The organism is Paenibacillus dendritiformis (assembly GCF_021654795.1).
In the GTDB taxonomy this organism is placed as follows: Bacteria; Bacillota; Bacilli; order Paenibacillales; family Paenibacillaceae; genus Paenibacillus_B.
Window position 1 is genome coordinate 1,774,019 of sequence record NZ_AP025344.1, and the last position, 18,585, is coordinate 1,792,603.

Annotated in this window: 16 protein-coding genes and 2 pseudogenes; 15 read left to right on the forward strand and 3 right to left on the reverse strand. The window is 53.9% G+C overall.

Features of this window, described 5'->3' with window-relative positions; genetic code table 11:
• The first annotated feature begins 30 nt into the window (after window positions 1-30).
• The 3 genes from L6439_RS07780 (at window position 31) to L6439_RS07790 (ending at window position 2,758) form a co-directional block, all read left to right on the forward strand.
• Entirely contained in the window at window positions 31-1,095 is a 1,065-nt protein-coding gene (locus L6439_RS07780) for an amidohydrolase family protein (protein ID WP_213468998.1), read from the forward strand.
• A gap of 16 nt (window positions 1,096-1,111) precedes the next feature.
• The gene (locus L6439_RS07785) at window positions 1,112-1,468 is read left to right on the forward strand and encodes a Rieske (2Fe-2S) protein (protein WP_168181850.1); all 357 of its coding nucleotides are present in this window, start codon (window positions 1,112-1,114) and stop codon (window positions 1,466-1,468) included.
• A 105-nt stretch (window positions 1,469-1,573) separates the two neighbouring features.
• Entirely contained in the window at window positions 1,574-2,758 is a 1,185-nt protein-coding gene (locus L6439_RS07790) for a GntR family transcriptional regulator (protein ID WP_213468999.1), read from the forward strand.
• Between the two features lie 75 nt (window positions 2,759-2,833).
• On the opposite strand, the gene trhA is transcribed toward L6439_RS07790, so the two are convergent.
• Window positions 2,834-3,475 (reverse strand): PAQR family membrane homeostasis protein TrhA, encoded by a 642-nt coding sequence (gene trhA, locus L6439_RS07795; protein ID WP_213469000.1) that lies wholly within the window; start codon window positions 3,473-3,475, stop codon window positions 2,834-2,836.
• A 176-nt stretch (window positions 3,476-3,651) separates the two neighbouring features.
• Here trhA and L6439_RS07800 point away from each other — a divergent pair, with 176 nt between their 5' ends.
• The 7 genes from L6439_RS07800 to L6439_RS07830 all read left to right on the forward strand — a co-directional run bounded on the left by L6439_RS07800 (window position 3,652) and on the right by L6439_RS07830 (window position 9,407).
• Window positions 3,652-3,894, forward strand: coding sequence for a hypothetical protein (locus tag L6439_RS07800; protein ID WP_168181853.1), 243 nt, complete (start codon window positions 3,652-3,654; stop codon window positions 3,892-3,894).
• 294 nt (window positions 3,895-4,188) lie between these two features.
• Window positions 4,189-4,953: a DUF3891 family protein gene (locus L6439_RS07805; protein WP_213469001.1), complete on the forward strand. Its 765-nt coding sequence runs from the start codon at window positions 4,189-4,191 to the stop codon at window positions 4,951-4,953.
• A gap of 414 nt (window positions 4,954-5,367) precedes the next feature.
• On the forward strand, window positions 5,368-6,255 hold the full coding sequence (locus L6439_RS07810; protein WP_213469002.1) for a fructose bisphosphate aldolase: 888 nt from the start codon (window positions 5,368-5,370) through the stop codon (window positions 6,253-6,255).
• Window positions 6,256-6,530: 275 nt separating this feature from the next.
• The gene (locus L6439_RS07815) at window positions 6,531-7,484 is read left to right on the forward strand and encodes an ABC transporter ATP-binding protein (RefSeq protein WP_237096783.1); all 954 of its coding nucleotides are present in this window, start codon (window positions 6,531-6,533) and stop codon (window positions 7,482-7,484) included.
• Window positions 7,468-8,223, forward strand: coding sequence for an ABC transporter permease subunit (locus tag L6439_RS07820; RefSeq protein ID WP_168181856.1), 756 nt, complete (start codon window positions 7,468-7,470; stop codon window positions 8,221-8,223). Before L6439_RS07815 ends, L6439_RS07820 begins: the two co-directional genes overlap by 17 nt.
• Before the next feature lie 189 nt (window positions 8,224-8,412).
• Entirely contained in the window at window positions 8,413-9,012 is a 600-nt protein-coding gene (locus L6439_RS07825; protein ID WP_213469003.1) for an acyl-CoA-like ligand-binding transcription factor, read from the forward strand.
• A gap of 152 nt (window positions 9,013-9,164) precedes the next feature.
• Window positions 9,165-9,407 carry a DUF4318 domain-containing protein gene (locus L6439_RS07830; RefSeq protein WP_168181858.1) on the forward strand — a complete coding sequence of 81 codons (243 nt, stop codon included), beginning with the start codon at window positions 9,165-9,167 and terminating at the stop codon, window positions 9,405-9,407.
• Window positions 9,408-10,130: 723 nt separating this feature from the next.
• Here L6439_RS07830 and L6439_RS07835 read toward each other — a convergent pair.
• Entirely contained in the window at window positions 10,131-10,850 is a 720-nt protein-coding gene (locus L6439_RS07835; RefSeq protein ID WP_237096784.1) for an alpha/beta fold hydrolase, read from the reverse strand.
• On the opposite strand from L6439_RS07835, the pseudogene L6439_RS07840 reads away from it, so the two are divergent.
• Window positions 10,770-10,946 (forward strand): annotated as a pseudogene (locus L6439_RS07840) (VOC family protein); the annotation flags it as partial. The gene L6439_RS07835 and the pseudogene L6439_RS07840 sit on opposite strands and share 81 nt — an antisense overlap.
• 8 nt (window positions 10,947-10,954) lie before the next feature.
• Here L6439_RS07840 and L6439_RS07850 read toward each other — a convergent pair.
• Window positions 10,955-11,798, reverse strand: a pseudogene (locus L6439_RS07850) (LysR family transcriptional regulator).
• A 160-nt stretch (window positions 11,799-11,958) separates the two neighbouring features.
• Here L6439_RS07850 and L6439_RS07855 point away from each other — a divergent pair.
• The 4 genes from L6439_RS07855 to L6439_RS07870 all read left to right on the forward strand — a co-directional run bounded on the left by L6439_RS07855 (window position 11,959) and on the right by L6439_RS07870 (window position 18,560).
• Window positions 11,959-13,071, forward strand: a complete 1,113-nt coding sequence (locus tag L6439_RS07855) for a Gfo/Idh/MocA family protein (protein WP_213469005.1) — start codon at window positions 11,959-11,961, stop codon at window positions 13,069-13,071.
• Between the two features lie 207 nt (window positions 13,072-13,278).
• The gene (gene pckA / locus L6439_RS07860) at window positions 13,279-14,874 is read left to right on the forward strand and encodes a phosphoenolpyruvate carboxykinase (ATP) (protein WP_420540587.1); all 1,596 of its coding nucleotides are present in this window, start codon (window positions 13,279-13,281) and stop codon (window positions 14,872-14,874) included.
• Window positions 14,875-15,084: 210 nt separating this feature from the next.
• Entirely contained in the window at window positions 15,085-16,629 is a 1,545-nt protein-coding gene (locus tag L6439_RS07865; protein ID WP_213469007.1) for a hypothetical protein, read from the forward strand.
• A complete protein-coding gene (locus L6439_RS07870) occupies window positions 16,626-18,560 on the forward strand; it encodes a TOMM precursor leader peptide-binding protein (RefSeq protein WP_213469008.1) in 1,935 nt (644 codons plus the stop codon). The genes L6439_RS07865 and L6439_RS07870 overlap by 4 nt, the downstream gene beginning before the upstream one ends.
• Window positions 18,561-18,585 lie beyond the last annotated feature (25 nt).

Genomic DNA, 18,585 nt, shown 5'->3' on the forward strand with positions numbered 1-18,585 from the left:
GGAGAGCGCGGGAACGAAGGAGGAAGCGCTATGGGAGCTGGAGAAGCATTCAAGGTCATTGATGCGGATGTTCACAATGAGCAGGACGATTCGGCCCTGGTGCCCTATTTGGCGGAGCCGTGGAAGTCGAAGGTCGCTTCATCGGGCATCGGGTATGCGGGCTCCGGCTATTATTCGCCGATAGGCGTCATGAAGAAGGACTCGATCCCGCCGGGGGGCGGCAAGGCCGGCTCCGATCCCGACCTCCTCGTCAAGCAGTTGATCGAGGGGTACGATATCGAGTACGCCATTTTGACGGGAGTCGTCTATAATATCTCGGCGACCCATGACCCGGATTATGCGGCGGCCATCTGCTCCGCCTACAACGACTTCCTGATTGCCGAATGGCTGGGCAGGCATTCGGCGTTCAAAGGCGCGATCGCGGTGTCCACGCTGGACCCGCATCTCGCCGCCAAGGAAATCGATCGTGCCGGGGATCATCCCGACATCGTCGAAGTGATTATATCCAGCGCCGCGCGCTGGCCGCTGGGGCACCGCTTCTATCATCCGATCTATGAAGCGGCCGAACGGCACGGGCTGCCCGTCGCGATTCATCCGGGGGCGGAAGGCGGGGGAAGCTCCACCGCTCCGACGGCAGCCGGCTACCCGGCGAGATACATCGAGTGGCACACCTGTCTCTCCCAAATGTTCATGGCCCACCTGGTCAGCCTCGTATGCGAAGGGGTGTTCGTCAAGTTCCCCCGGCTGAAGGTGGTGCTCGTCGAGGGCGGCATTGCCTGGCTGCCGCCGCTGATGTGGCGGCTCGACAAAAATTACAAGGCGCTCCGATCCACCGTGCCGTGGCTGACGAAGATGCCGAGCCAGTATGTCGCGGAGCATTGCTTCCTGACGACGCAGCCGATCGAGGAGCCGGATAACCTCCAGCATCTGGTTGACCTGTTCAATATGTTCGATGCGGGGAACATGATTCTCTACTCCAGCGATTATCCCCATTGGGATTTCGATGCGCCGGACAGGATTCTGCGCAAGCTGAAGCCGGAGGCCCGGCGTAAAATCTTTTACGAGAACGCGAAAAAGCTCTATAACTTACCGTAAACGGAGGCAAGGTGTCATGGGGGTACATTATGTGCTGGATACGGCGGATGTTCCCGAAGGCGGTCATGCCGTCGTCCAGGTGGAAGGCCGCGAAATCGGAATCTTCCGGATCAACGGAGAGTTCTATGCGCTCCATAATTCTTGTCCGCACCAAGGGGCGCCGATGTGCGCCGGTCATGTATCCGGAACGAATCTTCCATCGGGCGTCTACGAATACGAATACAGCCGGAAGGGCGAGATCTTGCGCTGTCCGTGGCACGGGTGGGAGTTCGATATCAAGACCGGGAAGTCGCTGTTCAGCGAGCGGACGCGGGTGAAGACCTATGAGCTGGAGGTGGCGGACGGGAAAATCGGCGTCGTGCTGGGGAAGTAAGCGTACGTCCTCCCGCGTGAGCCTGGCGCGCCCCAGGCGGCTCATTGCCAGACGGCTACAAATGATATAACATATATGTTATATCAACAAGTAAGGATGATTGGAATGGGCTATGATTCTCGTTCGCCATTATATGTGCAGGTGCATCGGTACATCGAAGAACGAATTCGTCGAGGCGTGTTGAAGCCGAATGACCGGATTCCGACGGAAAAGGAACTGATGGAGCAATTCAAGGTCAGCCGGATCACGGTAGTGAATGCGCTTTCGGCTCTGGTCAAGGATGGGTGGATCTACCGCGTTCCCGGCAGAGGAAGCTTCGTCTCCAATGACCTGCCGGCCGAACGGAACGGGGAAGGGGCCGAAGCGGCGGCCTTGGCCGTTCCGGCGGAGGGGCAGCCGAACCGGACCGAGCCTGTTCCGGGCCGAACGATCGGCTTTGTGATGCCGACGTTGGAGGATTATTTCGCGATGCGTCTCATCAATGCGGTTCAAGATACGCTGCGGACGCACGGGTATTCGCTCGTGATCGCGTTCAGCGGCGGCTCCAAGGAGCGGGAGGAGCAGCAGATCCGGGATTTTATCGCGATGGGCGTCAGAGGCCTGCTGCTGTTCCCGGCCGATGAAGAAACTTATAATGAAGAAATTTTGTCGTTGAAGGTCAACGGCTTTCCGTTTGTGCTGATCGATCGGTATTTGCGGGGGGTCGAGACGCATTTTGTCTGCTCGGACAATCGGGCCGGAGCCCGAATGGCGGTCGATCATCTGTGGGAGAACGGCCACCGCCATATTGCGATCTGCACGAATGCATATCGGGAATGCGTCAGCGTGCATGATCGGATCTCCGGGTATATGAGCGCCTTCGAGCAGCATGGCGGCATGATTAATCCGTCGCTTATCGTGACCGGCTTCTCGCTCCCTGCCGGGGAGGAAGGGGACGATTCGGAGCTGGCGCGCCATATGAAGAGCGGGATCGCGAGCGCGTATATCGCGCTGGACGGGAAGCTGGGCATGCGAATGAGGCAGATGGCGAAGCGGTTCGGCTTGCGGGTGCCGGAAGATATTTCGCTCCTTACCTTCGACAATCCGGAGAACGATGAAGATCAGGAGAGCTTTTTCACTTATATTTATCAAAATGAAATGGAAATCGGCCGGCAGGCAGCGACAATTCTGACGGAGATCATCGAGCGGCGGGAGACGGACGGCGAGTACCGTAAAGTCATTCTCCAGCCTCAGCTGATCATCGGCCGTTCGACCGGGCCTAGCTTGCGTTCGAATCATGCGCGCCCCTAAAAAAATCGCCAATCCCGTAAACGGAGATTGGCGAAGCTTGCTTTTGCCATCGGCTCCATGGCCTTCAAGCGATCTTCAGATCTGCACCAAGGTCAACACGGCGAAGAAATGGGCGACCGAGCCGGCTAACACGAATAGATGCCAAATCATATGATGAAACGGAAAGCCCCGCCACACATAGAATACGGTGCCCGCCGTATAGAGCAGTCCCCCTGTAACAAGCAGGGTCAACCCGGTTCCGGGCATTGCCGCCGACAGCGGGTTCCATGCCATGACGATAAGCCAGCCCATGGCGATATAGAGAAAGGTCGACAGGAAGAGAAAGCGCTTCGTGAAGAAGGCCTTGAACACGATCCCGGCCACGGCCAGCGTCCAGACGACCGCGAACAGGCTCCAGCCCAGCATCTTCGGCAAGGCGATGAGGACAAACGGAGTGTACGTTCCGGCGATAAAGACATAGATCGAGGCGTGATCGAACGTCTCGAACAGATCCTTCACCCGGCCTTCGGGGAAGCTATGCACCAAGGTCGACGATGTATAGAGCAGCAGCATGGAAATGCCGTAAATCGTAAAGCTGACGACGTGAATCGGTTCGCCGTACAGTGCGGCGAAGACGATAAGCAGGGTCAAGGCGGCAACGCTGAGAATGGCGCCGATGCCATGGGTAATGGCGTTGGCGATCTCTTCACCCCGCGTATAGGTATGGGTATTGGCCATAAGTAAATCTTCCTCTCTGCCCGCTGGTATTCGTTACCTTCATTGTATAAGACGACAGTGGCGTCTGCAAATCCTTGCGAACGGCTTTACTTATTTTTTACGATCCAAAGATGGATATGTATGTTGTTAACGGAAACGAAGCGTTCAGGCCGGATACTCTGGAGAGGAGGACATGGATGAGCAGACTGGTCATAGGCACGGCAATCGGTTGTGCCGCAGCGATGGCGCTAATAATCATGTATTCGTACATCGGAGAGTTCGCCTGCTTCATTGGAATCGGAGCGATGATCGGAATGATTAGCGTAGTGCTGATGAATCAGCGTGGGGAGGTCCATGGGAAGCAGCGTCAAGCGATGCGGCGGCAGGAATGGATGGAACGGAACCGGAGCCGCGTGGAGCAGGAATCGGCAGAAAAATAAGGAACAGCGCCCCCGCCCTTCCGGCAGGCCATTCGGCGCTGTTCGGCTTTCTTATTCGGCACAATCTGGGTGTGCGGCTTGCGTGTCCACGTGTTGCGGACGATGTCGGGGTTGATGCCGCCGGAACGCTCGATTTTGCGGCGTTGGCGTTTGGCTTTGCTCATGGGAGCAGCCTCCTTTACAATATACATAGAATAGGAAGAACGATAAAGATCCTTCATACATCAGAGTAACTTACCTTGAACGGCAATTCAAGCGAAATCGGATTCCGATTCGCAAAAGGAGCGTCAAGCCATGATTATGCGTACACGGAATGGGGAACGGGTTCTGATTCAACAGCATGACCACGGATTTATTTCCGGAGAAGCGGCAAGGAATTTCAATCCTGATCTGGCCGGGGGCACGAAGCGCTGGGAGGAGGTCGTATTGGCCGCCTACGAGCATGATCGCGCTTGGATTGGTCTCGATCATACACCGATATGGAACGATGCGGATGCGGAGCCATTTACGTTTATGGATTACCCGATTGTGCCGAAGCTGGCCTTTTACCGGATTGGGCTGGATGAGATCGAACGGATGAATCCGTATGCGGCGCTGCTGTGCAGCCTGCACTTCGTGTCTTTCTTCCGAACGGAGGAGCAGCCCGAGATTATCCAGTTTTTGCGGCATGAACGGTCTCGTCAGGCCCGGATTCGCGAGCAGCTGGACGGCATTGACGACCACGCGGTGACGGAGCATTTTCGGCTGCTGCAGTTCTGCGACGATCTCTCCTTATATGTCTGCCTGAACGAGCCCGGGGCAGCCAAGGGAGACGAATTTCCATGGTATCAGGACGGGTTCGAGCGGACGGAGGCCTTCAATTCGGAGACGGGCACCCAGCTTGTCGCAGAGTGGGCCAGCGAGACGGAGGTGCGGGTCACGCCGTTCCCGTTCATCGCGCCGTTCACCACGAAGCTGCGTTCCAAGGCGGTGCCGGACGCGCTGGTGGAAGCGGTGGGCATCGGCAAGGCATACCGCCAGACCGAATGGACCGAGCAGACGTTGACGTTTATCAGGTAAGAGGGAATCAGCTTAAGGACGGCAAGAACCCGCTGCTAGGGGAGAATGGCAGAGGGTTCTTTGTGTAGAAGAGCCTCAACCAGCGCCCCTTGTATAGATGGATGAGTTAAAGAGAAATATAGATGAATATGGAAGCTTCAGGAGTTTAGACTGCGGCAGAGTCGCCTGGCGCGACTTCGCCCGATCGCCGTGCTTCGATCGAGAATTTATTGTACAATTAAGGAAACTCTACCTGACGCGCGGACATGCTCGACCCAATCGCCTGGTATTCTTGTCTTCGGCCCGATACAGGGAGAGCGTCCGAGGCCTAGTGTGAAGCGTCAAGTTATGTTTCTATTGTGACCCGACCGGTGTGGTTAACCAGATTACCGGGTTAGAGGTCATCCATTCCACGGAAAGGAAGGAGAAACACCGATGAACAACCAACAATTGGAGCGAATTCATACGGGAAAGGGTTTTATTGCGGCATTGGACCAGAGCGGAGGAAGCACGCCTAAGGCGCTGCTCCAATATGGCATTGAGGAAGACCGCTACTCGAATGACGAAGAAATGTTCGAGCTGGTTCATGCCATGAGGACGCGGATTATTAAAAGTCCGGCATTTGATTCAAAGTATATTTTGGGCGCTATCTTGTTCGAGAATACGATGGATCGCAAGATTGACGATCAATTTACCGCCGACTATCTATGGGAAAAGAAAGGGATTGTCCCTTTTTTGAAGGTCGACAAGGGTCTGGCCGAGCTGGAGAATGGCGTTCAACTGATGAAGCCGATCCCGGATTTGAACGACCTGTTGAAGCGGGCGGTGGATAAGCATATTTTTGGGACAAAAATGCGTTCGGTGATTAAAGAGGCCAACGCGGATGGAATTCGCAACGTCGTCGAGCAGCAGTTCGATATCGGCAGACAAATCTTGGCAATGGGGCTCGTTCCGATTATTGAGCCTGAGGTCGATATTTACAGCAAGGATAAGCAGCAATCGGAGCAAATCTTGAAAGAAGAGCTGCTCAAGCAATTGTCCGCTCTCGATAAGGATGTGCGGGTGATGCTGAAGCTGTCCATACCGACCGAAGATAATTTTTATCGCGAGCTGATCGAGGAGCCGCATGTGCTTCGGGTTGTCGCTTTGTCGGGCGGTTACGATCAAAGGGAAGCGAATGAAAAACTGGCCCGGAATCACGGCTTGATCGCCAGCTTCTCGCGCGCCTTGTCGGAAGGCTTGACAGCGCAGCAGACCGACGAAGAATTTAACGCGACGCTGTCCCGCTCCATTCAAGCCATTTACGAAGCATCCATAAGCTGATGCTTCCCGGATGGTTATCCTGTGAAGTGTAAACCTGTATCAAGACGTCAGCCTGTTGAGAAACCCTCAACAGGCTGTTTTTTATATATTTATTCATTGCGCCTGGGAATGAGGACATGCACTTGCTTCGCTTCGGTTCGTCATTCCATAAATAAAAATATTGACAGTGGGGATAAAAAGATATAAATTGTTAAATGAAAGTCGGTGTCAAAATAATAAGCGTGAATTCGCAATATACAATCTGCCTGATCAATTGCGGAAAGGAAGTGATCGCGTTGGAGCGCCAAAAAACGTTAGCCATTCATATGAACCATGTAAATAAATCTTATGGCTTGAAGCGCGGGGTGACAGATTTAAATCTAGCCGTAAAAAAAGGGGAAATCGTTGGATTTATTGGGCCAAATGGCGCAGGGAAGTCGACCACGATCCGTCTGCTTATGCAGTTGATCAGCCCTGCGTCCGGGGATATCTCGGTTCTTGGCGAACGAATAAAGAAGGATAATCCCATGATACGCCGCCGAATCGGCTATCTGCCTTCCGAGATTAGACTTTACCCGGATTTAACCGGGGAACAGATGCTGGAGCTTGCAGCAGGCATTCATGGGATTGATTTGAAAAAAACAAGAATTCCCGAATATGCGCAGAGACTGCAATGGGAAATGAACCCCCGGATCCGAACCTACTCACTAGGAAACCGCAAGAAGCTGGGCATACTGCTAGCGCTTCTGCATGAGCCTGAATTGCTTGTCCTGGATGAACCTACCTCCGGGCTTGATCCCCTCGCTCAGCAAAGCTTCTTTGAAATTGTTCGGGAATTAAATGAGTCAAACGGTACAACGGTATTCTTGTCCACGCACATCTTAACCGAGGTGGATAAGCTCTGCCACAGGGTCGTGTTTATACGAGACGGGAAGATCATTCAAGATTCTTCTGTTCCCGATCTAATGAGAGGAGGGGCTCATCTTTACGAGGTGATCTTTAAAGAATCCGGTGATCTGCGGCAAACATATGGACTTCTAAAGATAGATCCAAATTCGAAATACATGGATGGGGTTTGTAGCGGAAGGATAGAGGATCATTGCCTGAATACCTTTCTCTCCCTTCTTGCCGATAAGCCCATTAAAGATTTGAACCTTAGAAAATTGTCTCTTGAGGAGAGATTTATGGAAAAGTACAGCCGTCATAAAGAAAAGAAAGCGGAGGGGCCGAACGATGAGCAAGTTGTTTGAGTTGGAGTGGCGTCAAAATAAACGGAGTTTTTGGATCGCTCTTTGTGTTATTGCAGCGCTTCTTGCAATCCCGGCCGCCGCATCCAAGGCTTATTTACATAGCCAAATCTCCAGCGGAGCAGATCAGACGGGTTCCGCTGCACTTACAACTTTTGAAGGATGGATGGCCGGTCAGCCGTTTATGTTTTTCGTGCTTCTTCTCGGTTGCTTCGCAATCAACTGGTCAATCGGATCCGTTGTAAAGGAGCGGGATCGTCATACTGCCGAGTTTCTTTTCGCAACCCCCCGCAGCAGAACGGATATCTATCTGGCAAAATGTGCGGCGCATGTTGTAAAAGTCGCGATTATCGCTGGCGTATCCACCGGTATTGTGCTGTTGATCGGCAAAGGTTTAGGCGTGATGAATGACGCTGTAGCCGTAAGCAGCGTCATGGCGGCCGGTCTGTTGATCATTTTCGGATTTATGGGAATAGGCTATGCGCTAACGTCTTGGCTTGCTTCCGAACGCGGTGCGTTATCGTTTGGAATCGGAATTGTGTTCCTCATGTTCTTGCTCTACATGCTTTCTGATTTGACAGCATTAGAATGGCTGGGGGCCGCGTCGCTCTTCAAGCTGTTTGACGTGTACGCAATAAGCCAGGGGGCCGGGCTTGCTGGGGGCTCTGTGATTGGATCGCTCGCCGTATTTTTGATCGGCGGTTGCGTGGGCTGGGGGAGGTTAGTTCATAGAGATTTGTAATACAATCTATTTTTCATCAGCCTATCCATCAAGCCTTAGGGAGGGCTTTTCTTTTTTTGGGGCCGGCTCCAGCGAAAGTTGATGGTTATGAACTTGAGTGTTAGTTGACATTGACTCTAATGTAAGTGACAATATGCTTGAAGCCACAGTTTCGAGATTTGATTTGAACTTGGTTAGGAGTGCAAAAGGATGTCTCAAGGTGGGAAACCAAAAGCCGGATTGCGTGAGCGAAAAAAAGCGAAAACGATGGCCAATGTTCAGATGCATGCATTAAGGCTTTTTCGAGAAAACGGTTATCATGCGACAACGGTGGAACAAATTGCTGAAGCTGCAGAAATCTCCCCGAGTACATTTTTTCGTTATTTTGGAACAAAAGAGGACGTGGTGTTAACCGATAATTATGACCCTCTTCTCGTCGCCGCATTTGAAAAGCAACCGTCAGAGTTGAGCCCCTTACAAGCCGTTCGAAATGCAATGCTTTCGGGAATTGCCGAGATGACTGACGATGAGTGGGAAACAACCCGTCAGCGAAATGAACTAATCTTGATGGTCCCGGAACTGCGCGCGGCAGCGATGAATAACTTAAGTCAGATGATGCAGCTGTTAACACAGATTGTCGCTAAACGAACAGGCCGAAATTCTGATGATTTGGCAGTACGTACCTTTGCCGGGGTGGTTGTTGGGGTAAATATATCGTTAATGGATTATAATGCCGGGGCTACAAAATCAGAGTTTGCCAAATTACTGGATGAAGCTTTAGGAGTCGTGGAAAAAGGTCTGCTGCTATGATCGACAAACTAAGGCAGCCTATCCCGGTTGACCGCTAGTTCTGACGATGATAATCCCTGTTCGGCGAAGTATGTCCTGTGCGAATACTGGCGAGTACTGTGCATTTTGGCAGTGTGAGATATTACGTCAACTAGGAAGGCGGGGAAGGGCACATGTCCGAACGTTTTTGGAAGAAGCTGTTGAAAAAGGGGTTTTCGGTTGAATTGGATCAACTCCCCAAAAATAAGCAACAGTTTTTAGATGAAATTGAGCGCTATTGCATCAAAGAAAAGGTGGCTTACGAATTTATCGAACGCGATAGACCGGCGATTATTTCGATAGACGATGTCGTATATCAATGTCAGGTGGAAAACGCGGGACGCCCCGGTTTCGTGCTCCATTTCAAAGAAATGTAAAATAGAACGCAGCCTGATATGGCTGCGCAAGACTGTCGATAAAGCTCGTCGATAGTTATTGCATGAAGCAAGAGCGTCCGGATACGGAGCAAGCTGTCCCCGTATGATGAGCTAGAGTGTCCGGGCACGGAGCAAGCTGTCCCCGTATGAAGCAAGAGCGTCCGGGCATGAAACAAGCTGTCCCCGTATGGAAATGCTGCACAGGCGCAGCATTTTTAACCTCAAGAGGCTAAATATTGAGAAAATCCTGCAAAATTACATTATTTCGTCATTTGGAATGCGATTTATGCCTTGCCGTAGGGAAATTGCTGTCTTTTTGCAGCAATCCTATTTTCGCATCCTCGTCTCAATGAAATTGCTGCATTCTTGCAGTATTGGCGGAGCAGATGACTAGAGTGGCGGGAGATGCGGCAGCTATAGTGGAGTGGATGACCGGAGCTGCGGACGTTCTGGCCGGGAACGATGGAAGAAAGAGAGGTATTTGCGAACTTATCGGACCTTGAAGGGCGTTTCGGAGCGTTTGCGCGCCTGAGCGATCATCGCCATCCGCTCCGCCGCGGCTCCCGTTGCATCCGTACCGCCAAATATTGGAGGAGTTCATGGGGACTCTTCCGAAGGCGGCCTATCTCGCCAAAACATTGTCGCCAGTCTTGCGGAGCCTAATACGGCTTCGCTTTTTTGTGTCTAACAGGAGGAACCCCATGACCAAACCGACGCGCGGCGCTAGTGTCTTTGTTCCCCTCTGCGGTGAATATCCGATAAAGCTTCGAAGCATAATTGCGGCTGATCCATCATGAGCGTATGTCCTGCATCCGGGATGATATATAACTTCTTGTCTGGAGCGCTAATGTCTGCAAAATAGTTCCCGGCAATGACAAATGGAACCTGCCAATCGCGGCCGCCTAATAAATAGTAAACGGGCACCTGATAATCTGCGGATTCCAAGGTCAGATCAAACTCGGCTAAATAATCGAGCAGTTGTTGATTGGCCTGAAAGGCCTTTTTAAAAGAAGAGATATCGGATAGCTTGAAAATCGGACTTGTCAGAGCGGTTAGCCAGATCCCGAAATCGATCTTTAGCGCTAATTTATACTGGGCTTGAAGCTTGCGCACCGCGTCGCATTTTTGCAGAAAAGCACGGTCAAAAACGATCTTGCTGCCGGGATATTCCCCTATTTTCGCCAGCTTCTTCAGAGATTTTTTGTCGGCGGCCTGTTCGATCATTTCTTTTACCTTGTTGTAGCCGACCTGTTCATTTTGAAGCATATTCACGACCTGCGCGGCGCCGATATAATAGGCCACGTCTTCGGGATGACGCCGAATATATACGGACCCCAACACGCTTCCCCAGGAGTGGCCGATAATGTCAGCAGCAAAGAAGAAGTGGATTCGATTATGAAGCTGGCCCGGAAGGCCGGGGCTATCATAACCGATCCGGCTCATGACGCATTTTGGGGAGGTTACTCGGGGCATTTCATGGATCCGGACGGTCATTTGTGGGAAATTGTCTGGAATCCCGCGTGGGAGATCGAGGATTGAGTTTCCGTCTACAAAAAATGGCTGCTCTCCACAAATTGCTTTTCCAGCGGCGACATTTCGTAGTGCTGCCGGGTGACAAGATACTTCTCGATATAGCGATGCTCCCTGGGAAGCTCCATATAAGCGGTCACGCCGAACTGCCGGGCCAATGTTTTCGAGATAAGGGCGACTCCCATGCCGAGGGAAGCAAGCTGAAGCAGCGTCTCAAAGATCGACTTCCGTCCGCGGGCCTTGTTGAATGCCCAGATGGGAACAAATGCGATCCAAGATCGAGGTATATAAGCAATCTTTCGAGAGGATCAGCAGCGTTTCATTCTGCAGGCAATAGGCCAAATTTGCGCTGGATTCGGCCTTTTTTCCAACCAGGATCACTTCTTCCGTGCCGATCGGCCTGTAATGAAGCCGGGCCCGATCCGATTTGCCGATCGTACAGGCGAGATCGATATGGCCGTTCATTACTTCGTCCTCCATCCGCTCGGTCGTTCCGGTCTTCAGCGTGACCGACAAAGCGGGATACTTCTGATAGAGCTTCGCCAGCGCGGTTGTCATGTCTGCGCCAATGGCAGATTGCATCGTGCCGAAGCGAAGCTTCCATTCCCGCTGATTCATCTCCTGTTCGGTTTCTTCCCAGAGAAGCAGCATTTTCTTATACTGCTTGTACAGCTTTTTCCCTTCCGGCGTTAATTCCATCCCCCGGGCGCTTCGGATAAAGAGCTGCTGCCGGTAATGACCTTCTATTTTTTTGATTTTGGCCGTCATATTCGATTGCAGATGATTCATGCTGGCAGCCGCGGCGGAAATGCTTCCTAGCTCGGCGACGGTGACGAACGCATGCATGTTTTCAATATCCAGGATCCTTCTCCCCTATCAAAATAAATGATGCTTATATTTAAAATATACATTATTCATGATATGGCGTCATCGGTATACTTTTCTGCGAACTTACTATTTTCAAAGGGGAAGGCAATGCATATCACTGCTATTCAGCCTTGCAGAGACGGGAGGAACAGACATGAGCAATACCGTGATTCGAACCGGGATTATCGGCGGATCCTTAAATAATCAATGGGCAAGTCAAACGCATATTCCTGCGCTCCGGCAAAGTGCGCATCACCGGATCGCCGCAATCGCGACTTCCCGAATCGAGAGCGCGGTGCACAGCGCAGCCGCCGTGGGCGCCCCGCACGCGTTTACGGATCACGAGGCATTGAGCGGCTGTCCGGAAGTCGATCTGGTGGTCGTTAGCGTAAAGGTCCCTTTTCATTATGAGGCCGTCAAAGCAGCCATCGCGGCCGGGAAGCATGTCTATTGCGAATGGCCGTTGGCCGCGACGGCGAGTCAGGCGGAAGAGCTGGCCAAGCTTGCCGATCAAGCCGGAATCCATCATGCGATCGGCCTGCAGGCCAGGCATTCGGCGGCGGTTCAAGACGTCAAGCGGCGGCTCGAACGGGATGAGATCGGCCGCATTCTGTCCTGCACGATGCACGTATCCACGCAGGGCAAGGGCAAGTTCACGGACCGGAAGGGCGCTTACTTGCTGCAGGAGGAGAATGGAGCGACGCTGCTGGCCATTAACGGGGGACATTCTCTCGATCTGCTGCGCTATCTGCTCGGGGATGTTAAGGAGCTGTCCGCGATGATGAATTGTAATGACACCGAGGCGACTCTGCTTGAGACGGGAGCAAAAGTAGCCAAGGATACAGCCGATCAGATCATGGTTCAGGGCACGTTGCTTAATGGGGCCTCCGTGTCGGTGCATATTCAGGGCGGGGCGTATCCTGCATTTCTCATGGAGATTCAAGGGGAAAAGGGCATCATCCGGCTGAAGCAGCATCGCTCCTTCGGACATGTACAGTTCGGGAACCTGGAGGTGCAGCAGGCGTTATATGGTTCCAGCATGTCATTGGGAGCGGCGGATGAGAGCCATTTCAGGACGGTTCACGGGGGAAGGGAACAACCGGAATCACCGATGGGGAATGTAAGCAAGGCGCATGAACTGCTTGCCGGAGACATTCAAAACGGCACATTTCATTCGCCTGATTTCCATGATGCGGTTCGCTTGCATCAACTGTTGGAGTCGATTCGGCGCGCGGCGGTCACAGGCCACAGACAAAAGCATATCTGAAACGGGAAAAGGGGCGTTTTACGCCCCTTTTATATGTGACAATTATGAAAACAATTTCAAAATGACGTCATAAATAAATAGATGCCGTCAATACGCTTTTATATATTGCGTATTATATGTTTATATTATACATTAATTCGTAAGGATAAAATATACAACGATGTATTTGGGGGAGTCGGGATGAATCAAGAGCTGGGTAGCAGCGGAATGGGGAGGATAACCGTGATCACGAAAAACAAGGAAAAATCTCAATTAGACAGTTTGCATGTCGATGCATCTCACCGAAATATGGCGGTTGCCAAGCTGGTGGAGTCCGCTCTCCTGAACGGAGAGGGCCATCTTACCTCGACAGGCGCCCTGCAAGTGACGACAGGCAAATATACGGGACGTTCTCCGAAGGATAAGTTTATCGTCAGGGAGGCGGATACGGCTGACCATGTTGCTTGGGGAGATGTGAATCAGGCTCTTACTCCCGAGCAATTCGATTCGCTGTACAACAAAACGATTGACTATATGAAGAGCCGCAAGCTCTTCGTGTTCGACGGGTATGCAGGGGCGGACCGGGCCTATCGCCTGCCTGTCCGCTTTATTAACGAATACGCGTGGCAAAATTTATTCGTTCATCAGCTGTTTATCCGTCCGGCGGCAGATGAATTGTTGTCGTATGAACCTGAATTTACGGTGATTGCGATGCCTGGCGTGAAGGCGGATCCGGCTGAGGACGGGACGAATTCCGAGACGTTCATTGCCATTTCCTTCGCAAGAAAGACCGTTCTGATCGGCGGAACCCACTATGCGGGCGAGATGAAGAAGTCGATTTTCAGCGTGCTGAACTATTTGCTTCCCTTCCGCGGCGTCATGCCGATGCACTGTTCGGCGAATGTCGGGGAGGCTGGAGATACGGCGTTGTTTTTCGGATTATCGGGAACAGGCAAGACAACGCTGTCGGCCGACCCCGAACGCCGCTTAATCGGCGATGACGAGCATGGCTGGTCCGATACGGGCGTATTCAACTTCGAAGGCGGCTGCTATGCCAAATGCATCGGGCTGACCCGGGAGAAAGAGCCGCAAATCTGGAATGCGATCCGGTTCGGCTCGGTTCTGGAAAATGTGTGGATAGACGCCGGAACCGGGGAGGCGGACTACAAGAATAACGCATTTACGGAGAATACGCGGGCCGCTTATCCCATCGATTATATTGAAGACTCGATCATACCCGGAACCGCCGGTCATCCGAATGTCATTATCTTTTTGACCGCCGATGCCTTTGGCGTGCTGCCGCCGGTATCCAAGCTGACCAAGGAGCAGGCGATGTATCACTTCCTGTCCGGCTATACCTCCAAGCTGGCGGGTACGGAACGCGGCGTAGCCGAACCGGAAGCGACCTTCTCGACCTGCTTCGGCGGTCCCTTCCTTCCGTTGAGACCGAATGTGTATGCGGAGATGCTCGGCGACAAAATCACGAAGCACGGCGTGAAGGTTTATCTGGTCAATACAGGGTGGAGCGGCGGTCCTTACGGAATTGGCGAGCGGATGAATCTAGCGTTCACAAGAGCCATGGTCAAGGCGATTATGAATGGAAGCATCGAGAAGGCGTCCTTCGCTCCTCATCCTGTATTCGGCATGCTTATTCCTGATACGGTGCCGTTCGTTCCCCAAGAACTGCTCGATCCGAGGAACGTATGGGCGGATAAAGCGGCCTATGATCGCAAAGCGAAGCAGCTCGCGCAGCTCTTTGCCCAAAATTTCGAAAAATTCAGCGGCGCAGCGGATGCGATCAAGCAGGCCGGACCGCGGCTGTAGCTGGCGCAAGCAGGGGCTGTCTCCGACGTCATGAGAATGACGCCGGGGCAGCCCCGCTTTTTTGCATGCAAGGCGACGAAAGCGGTGAAGGTCATAGCAGCAAGGGCGGCGACATATCTTGAAATGATCTTTACCGGTCGGAAACACGATAATTTTGACGGCTTGAACTGCTGCATCATGGTGTAGCCGTCGAGGAAGGAGGCTGTCAGGATGTGTTGTCAGGAAGATGGCGTGCTTGCCGCCGGTTCCGGCCCGATTCTGCACTCTCTTGTTGAAGCATGGGTTGAATCCGGATTATCCAAGCTCGCGGTCTGGGTGATCAACCCGGACCCTGCAGACCCGGCTGAGCTCGAGAAGCTGCGGGAGCATGCGCTTCGCAGCAACCCGGACGCTTCGTTGCATATTGTTGCCGCAGCCGAAGGCGAGGAAGCGGAGTGGAGGCCGCTCATTCAGCCGTATCGTTTTATTTTGTATGTGTCGCAGCATGGCGATGTGGAGGAGCTTCGGCGGCTTCAGCAAGCCTGTATCGAGGAGCGGAAGCCGATGCTTCCTGCCGTGGCCTTGCACGGAAGAGGGCTGGCCGGCCCGCTGCTTCAACCTGACGGGGAGGGGCGATGGGACTCGGCATGGCGGGGCATCCATTCGTCCATGTTCCCCGCGGAGCGGAACCCGGAGCGTTTCCCGGCTGCGGCTGGAGCCGTGTTAGCTAATCTTCTCGTGCATGAATGGCATAAAGCGGTGGCCGAAGAGAACGAAACGGACTGCAGAAATCAATGTTATATCCTGGACCCGGACACGTTAACGGGACTCTGGCATCCCATCCGCCCGCATCCCCTTGTCTCCGGGGTGGAGACGGCCCGTCTGGCGAAAAATATCGAGGAGAGCCTGCAAACAAGTCATGAACCGGCGGATCCGGGAGAATGGTTTTCTTGCCTGAGCCGCTTGACTTCTCCGGCAACCGGTCTCTTTCATAGATGGGAGGAGGCGGATATCATCCAGCTTCCGCTGGCGCAGTGTCTTGTTCAAGCGGTTGACCCGATGTCGGAAGGGCCTGCGCAGCTGCTGCCGGCTATCATCCACGGCGGGCTTACGCACGAAGAAGCGCGGCGGGAGGCGGGACTGGCGGGGTTGGAGGCCTATGCCGCCCGCCTGATGCCGCTGCTGTTCCCCGGCTTGCTCTCCTCGCAGCGGGAGGATATCGGCATCGGGGCAGGATGCTCCATCGCCGAAGCGGTGGAACGGGGGTTCAGAGCTTGTCTAACTACGGAATGGCGCAAGCGGATGCGAATGCTTGCGGATAAGCCGGCCGTGGCGCGCATCGAATGCGGGCAGATCGAAGATGTCCGGTGCCGGTATTATTTGCAAGCGCTGCGCATGACAGAGGGTGAGCCTCAGCTTGCCGCCGGCGAGCCGCTGCTCGGCTGCCCGGTCGTGTGGGTTCATTCCGGTTCGTCATGGTATGGCAGCGCAGACCTTGACCTCACTCTGGCTCTTCGCCATTCCTTGCTGAAAGCATTGACGAAGACGGAGGGCGTGGCCGCTTCTTCTGTCATGTGGAAGGAGGAGAAGGCGCTCCGCATCACGGTTACTAATAGCGATCCGTCCCAGCATGCGCCGCGGATATTAGCGGCCGTTCAGAGATTGAGCCGGCGCCAGCGGCGCCTTGAGGTGTTCGATATGCGGAGCGAATCTTTTCTGGGCACGGGACCGTTCGTTATCTATGGAGTGAGACTCGGAGAGGAGGAATCCCCTTGAGCACTGTCGTTGTCATTGGGGAGGGGATGCTTGCGGACATGGTCTGCCGACGTCTGTCCGGCTTCGCCGTAGCCCGCAGATTGGATTTCAGCGGAGGCATTCCAGAGGCGGAGCTGGCGTTGGTGCTTCAGGATCAAGACAACTCCGGCTTGCATCTTGAAGCGGATGCGGCGCTGCGGCCGCTCGCTATTCCTTGGTTATGCGCTTATGTCTTTTTGGGAGAAGGGGTGATAGGGCCGCTTATGCGTCCGGGAACGGCCGGATGCTTTCAGTGCGCGGAAACGCGGCTCTCTTTGGCGGGAAGCAGCCGCAAAGAGGTGGAGGAAATGTTGATGAAGCTGGTCGCGCCGGATTATGTTCCGGAATATACGGCTGAGATATCCCCGGCGGGATTTCGTTATATGGCGCATATCATCGCGGCAGAAACGGCCAGAGCGCTCCAGGGCGGCACAGCGAATTCGGAAGGACATATTTATTTAATCAACTTCGACAAGTTGAGCAGCACCCTCCATTTTGTCCTGCCCAATGGGACTTGTCCGGTCTGCGGCCGCTTGCCGGATGATTCGCCGGAAGCGGCTGAAATAACGCTGAGGCCGTCCCCTAAGCTTGATAACAGCTACCGCTGCCGGCCGCTTGGCGAGCTGCGGGAGAGCTTGCTCCGGGATTATTGGGACAGCCGCATCGGAATGTTCAATGACAAGAAATTCGATCTCGTATCCGCCTTTGCCGGCGCGGCCGTCAATCTTCCGCTGGGCTATTATGACGAGGTGACGGGAGGCCGTTCGCATTCGTACGCGGATAGCCAGCTGGCAGCCATACTGGAAGGGTTGGAACGATTTTGCGGCACGACGCCCCGCGGCAAGCGCACGGTCGTGATCGACAGCTATTCCCGGCTTCGGGATACGGCGATGGATCCGTCCAGGGCGGGGTTCCATGCGAAGGAGCAATTCGAGCTTCCCGATTTTTCGTTCACGCCATTCGATCCCGAAGCTCCGATGGAATGGGTGTGGGGCTATTCGTTCCTGCAGGAACGCCCCATCCTTGTTCCCCATCTGTTGGCTTATTACAGCCTGGGCTACGGAGGAGGCTTTGCCTACGAAACCTCGAACGGGTGCGCGGTCGGAGGAAGCCTGGAAGAGGCGATTTTGTACGGGATTTTCGAGGTGGTCGAGCGGGATTCCTTCCTGATGACCTGGTACGCGAGACTGCCTGTTCCGCGGCTCGATCCCGACTCGTCGGGAGACCGCGAGCTGTCGATGATGCTCCATCGTGTACGGGCGGTCACGGGATATGAGGTGTTGCTGTACAATACGACGATGGAGAACGGAATTCCGAGCATATGGGCGATAGCGAAGGGAAGGGCGGAGCATCACGTGAACCTCGTCTGTGCCGCGGGCGCTCACCTCGATCCGGTCCGGGCGGCGAAGGGGGCCATTTACGAGCTCTCCGGCATGATCCCGGCGGCGGAAGGGCGCTGGAAAAAGCGGGGGCCGGAAGCGGAAGCCATGCTCCAGGATTCGTACCGGGTGCAGCAAATGGAGGATCATGCGCTGCTGTACAGCCTGCCGCAAGCCGAGGAGAGACTCCGATTTTTGCTGGAAGAACATCGCCCTGTCCGAACCTTCGCCGAGGAGTTCCCTTCCGTGCCGGCGCATGAAGATTTGCGGGATGATCTGGAGCAGATTCTACAGCTGTTCCGCAGCCTTCAGTTGGATGTGATTGTCGTCGACCAGTCGTCCAGCGAGACGCTCCGCAACGGGCTGCGCTGCGTGAAGGTGCTGATTCCGGGAATGCTGCCTATGACGTTCGGCCATCATCTCCGCCGCCTGGAGGGCCTTGACAGGGTCCTGGAGGTGCCGATGAAGCTCGGGTATGTCAATCGCCGGCTGACGCCGCCGGAGCTTAATCCTTATCCGCATCCGTTCCCGTAACCAATGGCGGAAGTCCGTCTGGATA

Coding starts and splice junctions, on each gene's coding strand:
- L6439_RS07780 (WP_213468998.1), top strand. CDS start 31: ATGGGAGCTGGAGAAGCATTCAAGGTCATTGATGCGGATGTTCACAAT.
- L6439_RS07785 (WP_168181850.1), top strand. CDS start 1,112: ATGGGGGTACATTATGTGCTGGATACGGCGGATGTTCCCGAAGGCGGT.
- L6439_RS07790 (WP_213468999.1), top strand. CDS start 1,574: ATGGGCTATGATTCTCGTTCGCCATTATATGTGCAGGTGCATCGGTAC.
- trhA (WP_213469000.1), bottom strand. CDS start 3,475: ATGGCCAATACCCATACCTATACGCGGGGTGAAGAGATCGCCAACGCC.
- L6439_RS07800 (WP_168181853.1), top strand. CDS start 3,652: ATGAGCAGACTGGTCATAGGCACGGCAATCGGTTGTGCCGCAGCGATG.
- L6439_RS07805 (WP_213469001.1), top strand. CDS start 4,189: ATGATTATGCGTACACGGAATGGGGAACGGGTTCTGATTCAACAGCAT.
- L6439_RS07810 (WP_213469002.1), top strand. CDS start 5,368: ATGAACAACCAACAATTGGAGCGAATTCATACGGGAAAGGGTTTTATT.
- L6439_RS07820 (WP_168181856.1), top strand. CDS start 7,468: ATGAGCAAGTTGTTTGAGTTGGAGTGGCGTCAAAATAAACGGAGTTTT.
- L6439_RS07825 (WP_213469003.1), top strand. CDS start 8,413: ATGTCTCAAGGTGGGAAACCAAAAGCCGGATTGCGTGAGCGAAAAAAA.
- L6439_RS07830 (WP_168181858.1), top strand. CDS start 9,165: ATGTCCGAACGTTTTTGGAAGAAGCTGTTGAAAAAGGGGTTTTCGGTT.
- L6439_RS07835 (WP_237096784.1), bottom strand. CDS start 10,850: ATGAGCCGGATCGGTTATGATAGCCCCGGCCTTCCGGGCCAGCTTCAT.
- L6439_RS07855 (WP_213469005.1), top strand. CDS start 11,959: ATGAGCAATACCGTGATTCGAACCGGGATTATCGGCGGATCCTTAAAT.
- pckA (WP_420540587.1), top strand. CDS start 13,279: ATGGGGAGGATAACCGTGATCACGAAAAACAAGGAAAAATCTCAATTA.
- L6439_RS07865 (WP_213469007.1), top strand. CDS start 15,085: ATGTGTTGTCAGGAAGATGGCGTGCTTGCCGCCGGTTCCGGCCCGATT.